A 15,716-nucleotide genomic window follows, 5' to 3' on the forward strand; every position below is an offset into this window, starting at 1 on the left:
CGTTTGCCATCCTTTGCCATACTTCTCGTCATGGCTTCAGATCCGTTCGGTCCGCACCCCCGCAAACGCGCCACCATCACCGATGTCGCGCGGGCGGCCGGGGTCGCGGCGTCGACCGTCTCCCGGTCGTTCACGAACCCGGACCGGGTCAACTCCAGGACCCGCGAGCACGTGCACGAAGTCGCCGCCGAGCTCGGCTATTCACCGAACCCGATGGCGCGTGCCCTCGAATCGGGGCGCACCAACACCCTCGCCCTGCTGGTACCGGACATCACCAACCCCTATTTCGCCGGCGTGATCAAAGGCGCCGAACGCGCGGCCGCGGCGGCGGGACGCACCCTGGTTCTCGGGGACACCCAGGAGAGCGCGGCAATCGAAGAGCGGTTGGTGCAACGCCTCGGGCCGGCCGTCGACGGGTTCGTTCTCAGCGCCTCGCGCATGCCCGACGACGAACTCCGGCGCGTCGGCGAGCTGAACGCGATCACACTGGTCAATCGGGCAGTACGCGGATTTTCTTGTGTAGTTGCCGATTACGAATCCGGAACCCGGCAGATCGTCGACCACCTCGCGTCGTTCGGCCATCGGTCCTTCATCTTTCTGGGCGGCCCGCCGGAATCGTGGTCGGGTGCCCGGCGCTGGCTCGGTCTTCGCGCGGCAGCGCACGCGCGCGACATGGACGTGCGCCGTTTCGGACCGTACTCCCCGACCCTGGGCGGCGGTGCGGCTGCGGCCGACGCAGCGATGGCCGCCGGCGCCACGGCGATCGTGTGCCACAACGACATGCTCGCGATCGGTGTGCTGCGCCGGCTCCGGGAACGGGAAATCGTTGTCCCGGACCACATGAGCGTGGTCGGCTTCGACAATATCTTCGGCTCCGACCTGTGCACCCCGACCCTGACCACACTCGCCGAGCGAACAGAGGATGCGGGGTCCCGGGCGATCGAGATGCTCGGTCGGCAGGCCTACGAGCGGGTGGCGGACCCGGCCGCGAGCGTGCTGCCGACCCAGTTGGTGGTCCGGGGGTCCACGGGCGCGGTCCCGCACTGATTTCGGTTGGGACACCCGGCGATTCAGCGACCGGGTTCGGTCCTGGCCCGGTGCCGGCGGACGGCGGCGCGGTTCGCGCACCGCACGGAGCAGTAGCGCTGACGACCGTTGCGAGTGATGTCGACGACCACCGCGGAGCATGGATCGCCCGGCACCTGCCCCGCGGCGCATCGGCGGAGTCGGTGCATGCCCCGGGTGGTGAGGTGGAGCGCCGTGCCGACGCTGATCACAGCCCGGAGGACGTCCGGCAGCGATTGCTCCTCGTCGCGATAGTGCAGGTGCCATCCTTCGTCGTCGTGATCGGTCAACCGGGGGTAGGCGGTCGCCGCCGCCATCTGCGCATTGAGCAGTCGCGCACGATGCTTCGGGTCGATGGCGTCGACGACGGTGAGCCAGTCGTCGATCACGCGCCGGGTCCTCGGGTGGTCGTCGGGCGCCTCCGGAAAGCCCATCGTCATCCCCACGTCCCGGGTGCGCGCGACGATGGCGGCACGGTCGCCGGGCCAGTCGTTGGCCAGCGACGCCGCCAGCAGGACCGCGTACTCGCCGTAAGGGTTGAGATGCACAAGGGCATTACATCATGGTGGAGCTCATGATCACCCCCCAAGATCTGAACCAGACCGGACTCCCCCGGCGGGACCCTCCGCACGAGCACGGCTGGTGCGTGGAGTCGAGCCACCCGACTTCGATCGGACGGGTTCTCTACGTTCGCTGCATCGTGTGCGGCACGCGGCGCGTGGATCTCGAAGCCCGCGATCAGGATGTGCCCGCGGCGATCAGCAAGGAGGCACAGGATCAATGTCGCGGCGGCGCAACAAAAATCGGATGAAAGCACCGAATCGGGCCGATCCGACCCATCGGTTTGCCGAAACCCTTTCGGATCGCGTACAAATTGTGTCGTGTCACATATCTGTGACGTGAGCCATAGGGTGTGGTCACATCCCGGTGGGGTCGCAGGGGACTCCGCCACGACCTGCTCGTCCGCAAGCGGAGGACAACACACTTCATGCGCATGCCCATGTCGCCGACCGATTCGATGTTCCTCCTCGGAGAGTCCCGTGACCGCCCCATGCATGTGGGCGGCCTGATCCTTCTACAGCCCCGCGAGGGCACGACCGTCGCCGATCTGGTCGCGCTGTTCACCGCCTCGGTCCGCGACGGGAACACCGATCCGCTGTGGCGTAAACGAGCGGTGCGGTCACTCGGGACGCTCGGCCAGTGGGCCTGGGAGGAAGACCGGGACTTCACGCTGTCCTACCACGTGCGCCGCAATGCGCTGCCGCGACCCGGCGGCCTCGACGAGCTGTGGGATCTGGTTTCCCGGCTTCACAGCACACCACTCGACCGGAACCGGCCCCTGTGGCAGATGCACGTCATCGAGGGCCTCGCCGACGGTCGCCTGGCCGTCTACACCAAGATCCATCACGCGCTCGCCGACGGAGTCGGCGCAATGAAGCTGCTGCGCCGGGCCCTGAGCCCGGACCCGGCGCGCACCGGCATGCCCGCGCCGTGGGAATCGATCGATATCCCGAGCCGCACGCACACCGCCGAGACCGCGCTCGGGCTCCCAGAGGCGGCGCTGCAGACCGTGCGAGCAGCCGCCGGGGAGGCGCTCGGTCTCGTTCCCGCCCTCGTCGGCACGGTGGACCGTGCGCTGCACGGCCGGGGCGGATCGCTGTCGCTCGCCGCACCCAACACCATGATCAACGTGCCCATCACCGGAACCCGCCGGTTCGCCGCCCGGTCGTGGCCGCTCGAACGGCTGCGCGCGGTTGCGAAAGCAGCCGACGTCACCGTCAACGATGTCGTGCTCGCCATGTCGTCGGGGACCCTCCGTGCGTTTCTGAACGATCACCACGAACTGCCCGACAAGCCGCTCGTCGCCATGGTGCCGGTGTGCCTGCGTCGCGACAAGGACTGCTCGGGCAACGAACTCGGCGTCCTGATGTGCAATCTGGCCACCGACGTCGCGAACCCGGCGGACCGGCTCGCGGCGGTGTCCGCGTCGATGGTTCAGGGCAAGGATGCGATGCACGGCATGTCCACGCTGTCCCGGCTCGCGACCAGCGCACTCGGCGTCGCCCCGCTCGCGGTGGGAATGCTCACCAGGAACCGGGCCCTGCCGCGACCACCGTTCAATGTGATCGTCTCGAACGTGCCGGGACCGGCGCACCCGCTGTACTGGAACGGCGCGCGCGTGGACGCGGTCTATCCGCTGTCCGTTCCCGTCGACGGCCAAGCCCTGAACATCACCTGCACGAGCACCGACGACGCCATCGCCTTCGGTCTGACCTCGTGCAGCCGGAGTCTGCCGGACCTGCAACCGCTGCTCGATCACCTCGACGACGCCCTCGGCGCCCTCGAATGCGCCTACGATCTGGCACCTCGGCCGAGCGCGGCCACGGCCACCGTCGACCACCTGCCCGGCCGCGGGAACCCGGCGGGGAACCGACCCGCGCGAGGCGTGCCGGCAGCGGCACCCGCGCACGCGGGTTAGCCCCGACGCCGGCGAGTTCGCGAACGATCGTGCCGCGGCCGGAGCTTCGCGACGCCGGGAGCGGGCACCCGCATGGGCCCCTGCTGTGGAATCGGTGGGACGAGCCGGCCGCGATGTGCGGGTGCGTCGACCGGGACCACTGCCGGATCGGGAATGCGCGCCGGCGCCGAATCTGTGCCGGCGCGTCGGGTTCGTGACGGCGCCCCGCCGCGGCGCGCTCGTACGCGGGGGCCGTGGCTGATCGGGCGGCGGTTTCGTGGTCCCCCGGCTCGACACGGCCGGCGGGTGATGCGGGTGCGGTGCCTCGGTCCGCCTACCCTGTCACGGTGAGTGAAACAGTGCAGTCCCACCCCGGCAGGGTCGAGGACCCGAGCGCGCGGGGTGAGCGGCTGCGGCTGTTCTCGTTCGCGACCGCGGAGAAGCGCACCGAATATCTGTGGGTGCTGCGGGCGTTCGACCATGCCCGCGCCAACTATGTGGTGTTGCTGCATGCCGGGGAGGTCGCATCGATCCTGGGGCGGATCGGCGGGGACGATCCGGCGGCGTCGTTGTCGGCGCAGGAGGTCACGCCGCTGCTCGAACAGCTGCACGTGTGGGGTCTGCTCGAGCGGAGCTACGACGGGACGCGGGCGGCGACACTCGCCGAATACCGGAACCGGCATTTTGTGTATCAGTTCACCCGGCCTGGCTATCACGCGTTCCGCGCGGTGGAGGACGTGCTGAGCAGCCGCGGGGAGGATGCGTCGCTTTCGCGCCTGGCGTTGGCGGATCTGCTGGCGGATCTGACCGATCTGGCCGCGGCGAACGCGGCCGGGGACGGCGAGCTGATCATCCGGAAGCTGATGCGGCTCGACGCGACGTTGTCGGACATGGCGGAGCGGGCGGCCCGGTTCTATCTCGTGCTCGGTGACCTGGTGCGGACCACGGAGATCACCCCCGAGACGTTCCTCGCGCACAAGGATGCGTTGCTGTCGCACATGCGCGAATTCAGTTCGGATCTGGCGCGGTTCGCGCCGAAGCTGACCGCCGCGCTCGAGCACGTGCAGGGCACCGGCGTCGAGCGATTGCTGGCGCGGGCCGCGGCGCACGACGAACGGGTCCTGTTGCCGATCGCGGAGCGGGAGGCGGACTGGCGGTCGCGGTGGCGCGGCATCGAGCACTGGTTCGTCGGGGTGGGGTCGGCGCCGAGCGAAGCCGATCGGCTGCGGGAGGGCACGATGAGCGCGATCGCGGCGGTGCTGGCGTTGTTGCGGCGGGTCACCGAGACCCGCAAGGGCGGGGTGAGCCGGGAGTCGCAGCTGCGGCATCTGGCGGGCTGGTTCGCGGCGGCCCCGAGTGAGGAGGCCGCGCACGCCCTGTTCGGGGCGGTGTTCGATCTCGGCCGGCCGCGGCATTTCGCGATGCCGCACGCGGATGCGGAGGCCGTGCCGATCGGACTGTCGTGGTGGGAGGCCCCGCCCGTGGAGATCTCCCGGACCCTCGCGGAGACCGGCCGCGCCCCGTCGGCGGGTGCGCCGGGCAAGGTGGTCCGCAACGAGTCCGGAATCCGCCGGTTGCGGGAGGTGCAGCTGGAGGCGCAGCGTCGGCGTGCGGAGGCCGCGGCGTCGCTGGCCGCCGGTGGGGTGTGGGAGCGGGAATTGTCGGAGTCGGAGACCGAGGTGTTGTTGGGCCTGCTGGATGCGGCGCTGTCGGCGCGGGTGCCCGTCAGTGCGCAGGTGCGCGGTCCGGCGACGGGGTCGGGGAACGGGGTGACGTTGACGTTGACACCGAGCGCGGAGTCGATGGTGGTGCACACGGCGCGGGGCCGGTTGCATCTGGACGGGCTGTCGGTGGACGTGCGGTGAGGGCGCGGAGTATTCCGTCGCTCGAGTTGGATTCGTTCCAGCGGGCGGTGCGGTTGATTCTCACGCATCATCTGGTGACGGTGTCGTATCCGGATCCGAATGCGCTGCCGTTGGTGCGGCGGTGGGCGACGGAGTTGCGCACGGATCTGCTCGAGGCGTTCGGATACCGCCTCGAGGTGACCGAGACGACGGCCCGGTTGTTCACCGTCGCCGATCGGCTCGACCCGGGGGCGGGCACGTCGACGGTGTCGGACCGGCCGTTCGATCGGCGCCGGTACGCGTATCTCGCGTTGGCGCTGGCGGCGTTGGGGCGGGCCGGCAACCAGATCAGCCTCTCCGAGCTGGCCGAGCATGTGGCGGCGGAGGCGACGCAGGTCGACGGGGTGGAGCTGGCGGCGGATCGGGCCGCGGATCGGGACGCGTTCGTCGATGCGGTGGCGTGGTTGTGTGCGCGGGGTGCGATCACCCTGGCCGACGGGGATGCCGGCCGGTGGGCGTCGGATCCGGAGGTCGGTGAGGCGCTGTACGACATCGACCGGGCGGTGGTGACGGCGCTGTTCCGGCCGCCGCGGGTGCTGCAGCATCTGCGGTCGGTGCGCGGGCTGCTGGCCGCCGGTGACGGCGTTGGCGATCCGGAGCGCACGGTCGGGACCGCGGAGATCGCGCGGCGGGTCCGGCGGGCGCTGGTGCAGCGGCCGGTGCTGTACGCGGAGGAGCTGGACGACGCGGAGGCGTTGCAGTTGGCGTTGCCGCGCACCGCGGCGGACGTCGAGTTGCTGACCGGTCTGGTCGCCGAACGCCGCGCCGAGGGTGTGGCGCTGGTGGATTCGTCGGGCCGCCTGTCGGATGTGCGGTTCCCCGGCACCGGGTCGGTGGCGCAGTTGGCGCTGCTGCTGGCCGGGGAAATCAGTGCCCGGGTGCTCGAGGCAGGGGTGCTCGAGGCAGGGGTGCTCGAGGCCGGTGGCGCCGGGTTGCTGCAGGTGCCGTTGCCGCCGGATCGGCACGATGCGCTGGTGACGGCGGTGGACGCCGCGATCCCGGAGGCGGGGGTGTTCGCGGCGCTCGCCGTCGAGGACCCGGCGGTTCCCGAGCCTGCAGGGGTGGACCGGGCCGAGGAGCGGCCGGCGGCACTGCATCCATTGATCGAGGACGGGTGGCTGGCCTCGACGGTCGGGCAGCTCGTCGACGCGTACGGGCGGACGTTCGCGGCGCAGTGGCAGGCCGATCCGGCCGGGTTGGCGGCGGCCGCGCTGGATCTGCTGGAGAAGCTGCGGCTGGTGGTGCGGGTGCCCGGTGGGGTGCTGGTGTTGCCGGCGTTGGCGCGGTTCCGCGGGGTGACGGTCACCGTCCGGGAGCGGGACCCGCAGATCGATCTGTATCCGGGAGACTCGAGCGAGGCGGAGTTGTCATGAGCAGTGCCCGTTTCCGGCCGACACGGGCCGGGATCATCAACCTGTGGGACTACCGGGACCAGGAGTTCTCGTTCGCCGACGGACGGCTGGTGCTGCGCGGCCCGAACGGGTCGGGCAAGACGAAGGCGCTCGAGGTGCTGTTCCCGTTCGTGTTCGACGGCCGGATCGAGCCGCGCCGGTTGAATCCGTTCGCCGGTGAGGAACGCACCATGCGCTCGAACCTGCTCTATCGCGGGCAGGACAGCGCGTATTCGTATGTATGGATGGAGTTCTGCCGCGGCGACCGCGACGATCCGGAGGCCGTGACAGTCGGGATCGGGATGCGCGCGACGCGCGGCAACGACAAGGTCACCCGCTGGTATTTCGTCGTCGACGGCCGGGTGGGTGTCGACTTCTCGCTGCTCGACGCCGAGGATCGGCCGCTGACGCGCAGGCAGTTGATCGACGAGGTCGGCGCGGATGCGGTGGTGGATCGGCCGGTGGACTACCGGGCGGCAATCGATGCGCGGCTGTTCGGGCTCGGCGCGCAGCGCTACGACCAATTGATCAATCTGATCCTGACGTTGCGGCGGCCGCAGCTCGCGAAGAATCTCGACCCGAAGGGGTTGTCGCAGGCGTTGACCGACGGGCTGCGGCCCCTCGACGACCAGCTGGTGCTCGAGGCGGCCCGCTCGTTCTCCGACATGGAGGAGGTCGCGCGGGTCCTCGAGTCACTGTCGGCGGCGGACGAGGCGGCGCAGCGTTTCGTCACCGTGTATGGGAAGTATCTGCGGCAGCAGGCCCGCGCGGACGTCGAGCAGGTCGCGACGCGGCTGGCGGCGGTCGACGCCGGGATCGAGGCGCTGCACGGCGCGGCGGCGGATCGGCTGCACGCCGGGACCGATCGCGCCGCCGTCGAGCAGCAGCTCGCCGACACCGAGCGGGAACTCGAGCAGGCCCGCGCGAATCTCGAGGCGCTGCAACGGTCCAGCGCCTACGAGGGCAAGCAGCAGCTCGACGATCTCGCGCAGGCCGTCGCAAACCTCGAGCGCACCACGATCGCGCAGGCCGAGCAGGCCCGTCGGGCGCAGGCCACGCTCGCGCAGCGCACCGAGGAGACCGAACGGGCGTCGGCGGCGGTGACGACGGCGGTGGCGACGCTCGCGCGCGGCGAGGCGGTGCTCGCCGCGGCCGCGGAGGATGCCGGGATCGTCTGGGCGGCACCGCAACCGGACGCGCGCCCGGAGCAGGTGGCGACGGTGATCGACGCGCACGTGACCGAACGGGAAGCCGACGTGCAGGCGGTGCGCTCGGCGCTGTCGCGGGTCGAGGGTGCCGCGTCGGCGCGGAGCCGGGCCGAGTCGTCGGCGCAGCGTGGCCGTGCCCAGCTCGACACCGCGCGGGCCGCGGTGGAGGCGTCGGAGACGATGGTCGAGCTCGCTCGCGCCGAGACGGCGAACCAGCTGCGCGCGTGGTGGGGTGAGCACGGCGACGAGTACTCGGCAGCCGGTGTCGCGGGCGGTCTGCTCAGCGTGCTCGACGCGGCGATCGCGCGGGCCGGGGACGACGATGCGCCGGCGCCGGCGGTGGTGCTCACCGCGCACGCCGGGTCCGCGGTGGAGGAATTGAGGTTCCGGCGGCGGTCGTGCGCGGCGGACGCGGAGGCGCTCGAGGCGCGGATCGTCGAACTCGAGTCGGAGCGGGCGGCGATCGCGGCCGAACACGACGACGCTCCCCCGCCGTTCGCGGCCCGGACCGGTGACCGCACGGAATTGCCCGGGGCACCATTGTGGCGGCTGGTGCGGTTCGCGGACGACATCAGGCCGGAGGCCGCTGCCGGGATCGAGGCGGCGTTGGAGGCGGCGAACCTGCTGGACGGCTGGGTGCTCGACGCACCGGCGTGCGAGATGTCGTTGCCGAACACCGAATCGGAGCAGTTCCTCGAGCCGCTTCCGGCGCAGCAGCGTCCCACCGGTCCGACCTTGGCCGACCTGCTGGTCGCCGAACCGGACGCCGGTGTCGCCGAGCAGCGGGTGCGGGATCTGCTCGCGTCGATCGCGTCGACCCCGGCGGACGCGTCGGTCACTGTGGCCGTCGACACCGAGGGCCGGTTCCGGCAGGGCGTGCAGGTGGGGCGCCATGTCAAGGCCCAGGCGGAGTTCATCGGGACGACCGCACGCGCGCGGCGCCGGCAGAGCCGGATCGCCGACCTGGACGCGATGATCGCCGAGGCCCGCGCCGCGGTGGAGGCGCTGGGCGCGGACCGGCAGCGGCTCGGGGACCAGTTGACGCGGCTCGAGCGGGCGGCTGCGGCGTTGCCGCGCACCGGCACCGTGTCGGCGGCGTTGCGGAAGGTCACCGAGTGCGCCGGCGCGTTGCGGACCGCGACGGACTCGGCCGCGGCGGCGGACCGCGACCTCGATCAGGCGTTGGCCGAGTATGCGGCGCGGGAGCAGCAGGTGCGGGCCGCGGCGGCCGCGCACCGCGCCCCGCACACCGCGCGGGAACTCGATGCGGTGGCCGCGGCGATCCGGCATTTCCAGTCGCAGGGTCAGGCGCTGCTGCGGGCCCGGCGGGAGCACACCGCCGAACTCGAGCGGGCGCGGGACGCGGCGGTCCGACGGGACGAGGCACGCCGCGCCGCCGAGGAGTCGGCGGAGCAGGCGGCGGTCGCCGAGGAGTCGCTGACGACGCAGCAGCAGCGCCTCGAGACGCTGCGGGATGCCCTCGGCGCCTCGGCCGAACAGATCGACGAGCAGCTCGAGCAGGCGCGGGAGCGGATCGAGGCGGCGAAGGCGGCGCAGCGCACCGCCCGCAAGTCCTACGACGGGGCGATCGAGCGGATCGGCAAGGCGGAGGCGGCGCACACGGCGGCCGAGCAGGCGCTGCGCTCGGCGCTGGTGGAGGCCCTGGCCGATGCCGAGCACCTGGCCCCGTATGCGCGGCCGGAACTGTTGGGCCTGTTGAGGATCGAGCAGCCGCACGCGTGGCCGGCGGGGCCCGCGGCGTGGCTCGGCGCCGACCAGTTGGTGTATCGGATCCAACGCGACACCGGCGGTGACGTGCCGGTGCTGCCGCCGGAGGTGTCGGCGCTGTTCGCGTCGCTGCTGGCGGCGACGGAGTCGGTGACGGTGTCCGAGTCGGCGCGCAAGTCGACGCGCACCGCGCTGACAACGGCGTTGCAGGAGTTCGATGCGCAGCTGGCGGCGGCCGGGCAGGACTACCGGCTGCAGTGGGACGCCCCGGACGGGGTGACCGTGGTGCGGGTGCAGGACGAGCGGGGATTCTCGTCGGTCGGGCAGTTCGCAACCCGGATCGCCGCCGCGCGCCGCGAGCAGGAACTGCTGCTCACCGACGCCGAGCGTCGCATCCTCGAGGACGCGTTGCTGACCGGGCTGGCGCAGCAGATCCACGAACGCACCGTCGACGCCCGCGCCCTGATCGCCCGGATGGCCACCGAGATGCGCAAGCGGCACATGTCGTCGGGCAACACGATCGGGGTGCACTGGGCGCTGGCTGATCACCTCGACGACAGGTCGCGGGCGGTGTGCCGGTTGCTGGATCGGGATGCGTCGGCGTTGGGTGCGGACGAACTCGCCGACGTGCGAGCGCATTTCGCGGCGCAGATCCGCGCCGAGCGGGCGGCGCACCCGGAGCGGTCGTACCCGGAGATCCTCGCGACCACGCTGGACTACCGCCGCTGGCGGGTGTTCTCGTTCAGCCTGATCTCCGCGGACGGCACCGAGGACCGGTTGACGGTCGCGCGGCATTCGGCGTTGTCCGGTGGTGAGCAGTCGGTGTCGCTGCACCTGCCGTTGTTCGCCGCCGCGCACGTGATGCTGGACTCGGCGGATCCGCACGCGCCGCGGCTGCTGGCGTTGGACGAGGCGTTCGCCGGTGTCGACGACACCGGCCGCAGCGAGCTGCTGAGCCTGTGTGTGCAGTTCGACCTGGATCTGTTCATGACCGGGTTCGACCTGTGGATCACCTACGCCGGGGTGCCGGGGTGCGCGCACTACGACCTGGCGCATTCGGTGGCCGAGCACACGGTCGCGGCGACGCTGCTGGTGTGGTCGAGCGGGGATCTGCTGGCCGAGCACAGCGGCTCGGATCTGGCCGCGGCCCTGGGGTCGCCGGGCACGCGGCGGGTGCTCGCGCCGGTGGAGGGGTCGCTCGAGTTCGCCTGACCCTCGAGTTCACCCGGCCACTGCACCCGCTCTCCCCCGCTCTCCGCACCGGCAACCCCAGCCCGCCGATGGTCCACACCCTTCGGGTGATGGCGGCCATCACCCGGCCTGACCGGGCGTTGCCTCGGCTCACCCGGGTCAGGGGACGTTGGGGGTTCCCGGGGTCGCGGAAATCGGGAGGCCCGGCCGGTTTCCGCGGTCGATGAACACCTCCGGTTCCGCGGCCGATCCGGCGTCGAGCGCCGCGGTGCCGGCCCGTCCGAGATCGCGGGCGGAGGCACGCACGTCCGCGGAGATCCGCATCGAGCAGAACTTCGGGCCGCACATCGAGCAGAAGTGCGCGGTCTTCGCCGGTTCGGCGGGCAGGGTTTCGTCGTGGTATTCGCGGGCGGTGTCCGGATCCAGGGACAACGCGAATTGGTCGCGCCAGCGGAAGTCGAAGCGGGCGCGCGACAGTGCGTCGTCGCGCTGCTGCGCCCGCGGATGGCCTTTGGCCAGGTCCGCGGCGTGTGCGGCGATCCGGTAGGCGATGACACCGGTCTTGACGTCGTCGCGGTTCGGCAGTCCCAGATGCTCTTTCGGCGTCACATAGCAGAGCATGGCGGTGCCGGCCTGCGCGATCATCGCGGCGCCGATCGCGGAGGTGATGTGGTCGTAGGCGGGCGCGATGTCCGTCGCCAGCGGCCCGAGGGTGTAGAACGGGGCCTCGTCGCACCACAGCTCTTCGAGCCGCACGTTCTCGGCGATCTTGTCCATCGGCACGTGCCCGGGACCTTCGATCATCACCTGCACCCCGTGGGCGCGTGCCATGCTGGTGAGTTCGCCGAGGGTGCGTAGTTCGGCGAACTGGGCCTCGTCGTTGGCGTCGGCGATGGAACCGGGGCGCAGCCCGTCGCCGAGGGAGAACGTCACGTCGTAGCGGGCGAGGATCTCGCACAGGTCCGCGAAGTGGGTGTAGAGGAACGATTCGGTGTGGTGCGCCAGGCACCAGGCGGCCATGATCGATCCGCCGCGCGAGACGATGCCGGTGACCCGGTTCATCGTCAGCGGGATGTGACGCAGCAGGACACCGGCGTGCACGGTCATGTAGTCGACGCCCTGCTCGCATTGTTCGATCACGGTGTCGCGGTACAACTCCCATGTCAGCCGCGTCGGATCACCGCCGACCTTCCCGAGTGCCTGATACAGCGGCACGGTCCCGACCGGGACCGGTGCGTTGCGCAGGATCCATTCGCGGGTTTCGTGGATGTCCTTGCCGGTGGACAGGTCCATGATCTTGTCGGCGCCCCACCGGGTCGCCCACACCATCTTCTCGACTTCCTCGGCGATCGACGATGTGACCGCCGAGTTCCCGATGTTCGCGTTGATCTTCACCGCGAAGCGCTTCCCGATGATCATCGGTTCGAGTTCGGGGTGGTGACGATTCGCGGGGATCACGGCCCGGCCGGCGGCGACCTCGTCGCGCACAATCTCCGCGTCGACACCCTCGCGGGCAGCGCAGAAACGCATCTCCTCGGTGACGACACCCGCGCGAGCCCACCCGTATTGGGTGGTGGCACCGGCCGGGCGCGACCATCCGGTCCGCACCGGCGGCAGACCGGCATCGAGGTCGATCCGGGCGTTCTCATCGGTGTACGGGCCGGACGAGTCGTACAGGTCGAGGTGGTCACCGGTGCTCAGGTGGACACGCCGGAAGGGCACGGACAGCCCGTCGACGTCCACATAGCGTTTGCTGCTGCCGTCGATCGGTCCGGTGGTGACGGCAGCCGGCAAGGCAGAGGTGTCCCTCATGGTTCGCTCCCTACGCCGGCATTACCCGGTCAGGTTCGTACGGTCGACGGCCCTGCCGCTCGAAACGAGCTAGCCGTCCTCTCAGCCCGCTGGCGCGAGCTCCCGTGGTTGTCGAGTTGTCGCGTGGAACCGTATCAGCGTCGGCAGTTTTCGCAACCCGAGCGCATCGGCCCCGGGGAACCGGCGCCGATCGAACGCCGGTCACCGGCCGATATTCGATTGTCGGGCGACAGTGGCGGCTGCTTGGATCGGGCCATGAGTGAACGCACACGTATCACCCGCAAGCCGGACCGAGGCACCGACGATTCGACGGTCCTGAACAGCCTCCTCGACGACGCGCGGGTGGCGCATGTGGCGTTCGTCCGTCACGGATATCCGGTGGTGTTGCCGATGGCGTTCGGGCGCGACGGAAATCGTCTGTTCCTGCACGGGTCGACGGGGGCCGGCGCGTTCCTCGCCGCCCGCAGCGGACTCGAGGTCTCGGTCGCCGTCACCCACCTCGACGGTCTGGTGTTCGCCCGATCGACGTTCGACAGCAGCATGAACTATCGCAGCGCGGTCATCTTCGGGGTCGCGACCCCGGTCCCGGACGACGAGAAGCACGATGCGTTGTGGACGGTCACCGAACATCTCATGCCCGGCAGGTGGAACGAGGTTCGTCCCCCGTCCGCGAAGGAGCTCGCCGCGACGGCGGTGCTCGAACTTCCGTTGGACGAGGTGAGCGTGAAGATCCGCGCGGCCGGACCCGGCGAGGCACCGGACGACGGTGAGGACCACGGTGTGTGGGCCGGGGTCGTCCCGCTGCGCACCGTCGCGGGTGCTCCGGAGCGGTCCCGGCTCACTGATTCCGCTGTGCCGCTGCCGCGCTCGGTCCGCTCACTGAGCTGACCGAGTCGGCGAACCGACTCGAATGCGCAGTTCCGATTGCCGCCGCTCCGGGCGAACACCCGAGCAATAGCGCATCCGACCCCGGCCGGTGCGGGCGCCTCCACACCGGGTGCCTCAGCGAGTGTTGGTAGCGTCGCGGCCGGACATTCGGGGGAATGTCCGGCCGAGGGGGGCGAATGGCGGTTGCGCAGGTCGATTCCGGGCTGTTGGTTTCGAAGATCGCGGCGTTCTGCGCGGGGTTCGGGCAGCCGGCGGAACTGTGTGCGGCGCTGCGGGACTCGACGGTGGTCGTGCCGCTGGTCGGCGACGACCGCGTCCTGAAGCTACCTCTCGGCGGTCTCGACTTGGTGTGCGCATTCACCGGAATTGCCGAGTGGGCGCGGAACCGAGAGCGATTCGACTGGACGCAACCGTGCCTGCGTGGAAGGGCCCTACTACCCGGTACTGACAGTCCGAGGCCCACACCACACCGTGTGATCTACCGGGGAAGCTCGCTTCCACGCTCAGTGACTGTGATCGCTCCGCCGCCCGCTACCGGCGGCATGTCGTTCGGGTTTTGTCCAGCCGCAGCGTCCCCTGCAAATTCCTCGTATGTTTCAGGTTCGCCATCTTCGGTGAACGGATCCTCAACCGACGGATCGTAGTCGCCCTCGATCAAAGGCTCGTCGCCCGGAGCGGGATCCTGCGAACTGAACACGGTAGTTCCCTCCTGACTGGCAGAGTCGCTGGTGCCGGTGGAGTTGCGATGTACCACAACCGCGCCGCCCATGATCGACGTGACAACCAGTACAGCACCACCAGGTATGCGGACGTCAGCTTCACATTCTCTTCCGACATCGTTGTCAATCTATGCGAGCAAGCTTGTCGATCTTCGATGCACCTCAACAACTACGTCCGCCGGGTCGTTCTTCCGATCCCCGAAGTGGAGAGAGTCCTGTTTGACGATCGGCGAACGGGGCGTTTTCACCTGGAGACGACGGCGGTCCTTTGCGCTGCGGACAGTCCTCTCTCGTGAACGAGCTGGAAGCCTTCTGACGGGACTTCATGGATGAGGACATCGTCGGCTACGCCGGTGGCGATCGTCAGGAACATCTTGGACTCTGAGTCGATGGGGACGAAGAAGTTCACATTTACCCCACGTCGGCGGGGCACACGCTGATACACCGCGGTGGCAGGTCCGATGATGGAGTTCGGGTATTGAGAGATGGCGAACTCCACGACGTTTCGGCGGACGGTCTCAAGGTCCAGGAACTCGTCGGTCGGCTCGACCTCAGACGGCGCGAAATCAACGACGGGGAACGGAACATGCAGTAAAGCGGGCCCGGGCTGCGGCTCGACGTCGCGGCTGGACCGGTCCACGCTCCAGATCAGTGCACCGTCCTCGATCGTCGGTGTCAGAGACGAGTGTTCGGTGCCGGACTCGACGCTACGGCGAACCGACTCGATGTAGCGCGTCAACGAGGAGAACAGTGGGCCGCTCTCGTCGGATGCTTCCCAACCGAACTCGCGGATGCAGCCTCGATACTCGCCCTGACGAGTATCGACGTAGAGGAAGTCCCCGTCGGCATACTGTGCGAACGGGACATAGGAGTCGAGGAACCGGTTTGCGGATTCGCCGGCGAGCTGCCCCCGGATGACCTCGGGCCAGTCCAGACCGAGATCGTCGATGTCGTGCAGGGACTCCCTGGACGATCGGTGTGCGGCGAGTATCGCATCGAATCCGTAGAGCTCGAGATCCGGCAGGACCGTCCCGATCGTGCGATCGCTGATTCCGGGAAGCTCGACTCCATCGTGAAGGCTGTAGAACTCCCTCAGTTCCTCGGTCCAGGGTGCGGTCGAGTCTTCGGCGGCGCGGCGATCCGCCAGGCTCCGTGGGGGCCGGACCGCGGCAGCAGTGATCGGGGCGACATCGCGCAGAACCGACATGTATCCGTGCCACACCTCGGTGAGAGTCATCGCTCGAATCTATAGACCCGGTCCACTCATAGCCCGTATCTCCAACCACCCAATTTGAAGAACCACCGGTGACTGCCGAAGGCCACAACGGTGCGGATTCGGGCCCACACAGCCG

Annotated in this window: 11 protein-coding genes; 7 read left to right on the plus strand and 4 right to left on the minus strand. The window is 69.9% G+C overall.

The annotated features are described in order from the left end of the window. The first annotated feature begins 30 nt into the window (after positions 1 to 30). Positions 31 to 1,047, plus strand: coding sequence for a LacI family DNA-binding transcriptional regulator (locus RZ1_RS00840; protein ID WP_072808340.1), 1,017 nt, complete (start codon positions 31 to 33; stop codon positions 1,045 to 1,047). Between the two features lie 23 nt (positions 1,048 to 1,070). Here the strand turns inward: RZ1_RS00840 and RZ1_RS00845 are convergent, their stop codons facing one another. Further along, on the minus strand, positions 1,071 to 1,613 hold the full coding sequence (locus RZ1_RS00845; RefSeq protein ID WP_072808342.1) for a CGNR zinc finger domain-containing protein: 543 nt from the start codon (positions 1,611 to 1,613) through the stop codon (positions 1,071 to 1,073). Between the two features lie 26 nt (positions 1,614 to 1,639). Between RZ1_RS00845 and RZ1_RS00850 the strand changes: the two genes are divergently transcribed. The 5 genes from RZ1_RS00850 to RZ1_RS00870 all read left to right on the plus strand — a co-directional run bounded on the left by RZ1_RS00850 (position 1,640) and on the right by RZ1_RS00870 (position 10,966). Continuing rightward, a complete protein-coding gene (locus tag RZ1_RS00850; protein WP_072808726.1) occupies positions 1,640 to 1,876 on the plus strand; it encodes a hypothetical protein in 237 nt (78 codons plus the stop codon). 177 nt (positions 1,877 to 2,053) lie between these two features. After that, a complete protein-coding gene (locus RZ1_RS00855) occupies positions 2,054 to 3,544 on the plus strand; it encodes a WS/DGAT/MGAT family O-acyltransferase (RefSeq protein WP_174565143.1) in 1,491 nt (496 codons plus the stop codon). A 389-nt stretch (positions 3,545 to 3,933) separates the two neighbouring features. Continuing rightward, on the plus strand, positions 3,934 to 5,388 hold the full coding sequence (locus RZ1_RS00860; protein ID WP_072808728.1) for a TIGR02677 family protein: 1,455 nt from the start codon (positions 3,934 to 3,936) through the stop codon (positions 5,386 to 5,388). Then, on the plus strand, positions 5,385 to 6,800 hold the full coding sequence (locus RZ1_RS00865; protein ID WP_072808344.1) for a DUF2398 family protein: 1,416 nt from the start codon (positions 5,385 to 5,387) through the stop codon (positions 6,798 to 6,800). The genes RZ1_RS00860 and RZ1_RS00865 overlap by 4 nt, the downstream gene beginning before the upstream one ends. Beyond that, positions 6,797 to 10,966: a TIGR02680 family protein gene (locus RZ1_RS00870; RefSeq protein ID WP_072808346.1), complete on the plus strand. Its 4,170-nt coding sequence runs from the start codon at positions 6,797 to 6,799 to the stop codon at positions 10,964 to 10,966. The genes RZ1_RS00865 and RZ1_RS00870 overlap by 4 nt, the downstream gene beginning before the upstream one ends. A gap of 138 nt (positions 10,967 to 11,104) precedes the next feature. Here RZ1_RS00870 and thiC read toward each other — a convergent pair whose 3' ends face one another. After that, positions 11,105 to 12,757 carry a phosphomethylpyrimidine synthase ThiC gene (thiC, locus tag RZ1_RS00875; RefSeq protein ID WP_072808730.1) on the minus strand — a complete coding sequence of 551 codons (1,653 nt, stop codon included), beginning with the start codon at positions 12,755 to 12,757 and terminating at the stop codon, positions 11,105 to 11,107. A gap of 255 nt (positions 12,758 to 13,012) precedes the next feature. Between thiC and RZ1_RS00880 the strand changes: the two genes are divergently transcribed. Continuing rightward, a complete protein-coding gene (locus RZ1_RS00880) occupies positions 13,013 to 13,645 on the plus strand; it encodes a pyridoxamine 5'-phosphate oxidase family protein (RefSeq protein ID WP_072808732.1) in 633 nt (210 codons plus the stop codon). A 478-nt stretch (positions 13,646 to 14,123) separates the two neighbouring features. Here the strand turns inward: RZ1_RS00880 and RZ1_RS29855 are convergent, their stop codons facing one another. Both RZ1_RS29855 and RZ1_RS00885 read right to left on the minus strand, forming a co-directional pair. Then, the gene (locus RZ1_RS29855; RefSeq protein WP_139281735.1) at positions 14,124 to 14,342 is read right to left on the minus strand and encodes a hypothetical protein; all 219 of its coding nucleotides are present in this window, start codon (positions 14,340 to 14,342) and stop codon (positions 14,124 to 14,126) included. Positions 14,343 to 14,608: 266 nt separating this feature from the next. Then, entirely contained in the window at positions 14,609 to 15,601 is a 993-nt protein-coding gene (locus RZ1_RS00885) for an SMI1/KNR4 family protein (RefSeq protein ID WP_072808348.1), read from the minus strand. Between the last annotated feature and the right edge of the window lie 115 nt (positions 15,602 to 15,716).

The sequence above is a fragment of the Rhodococcus zopfii NBRC 100606 = JCM 9919 genome (assembly GCF_001895025.1).
In the GTDB taxonomy this organism is placed as follows: domain Bacteria; phylum Actinomycetota; class Actinomycetes; order Mycobacteriales; family Mycobacteriaceae; genus Rhodococcus; species Rhodococcus zopfii.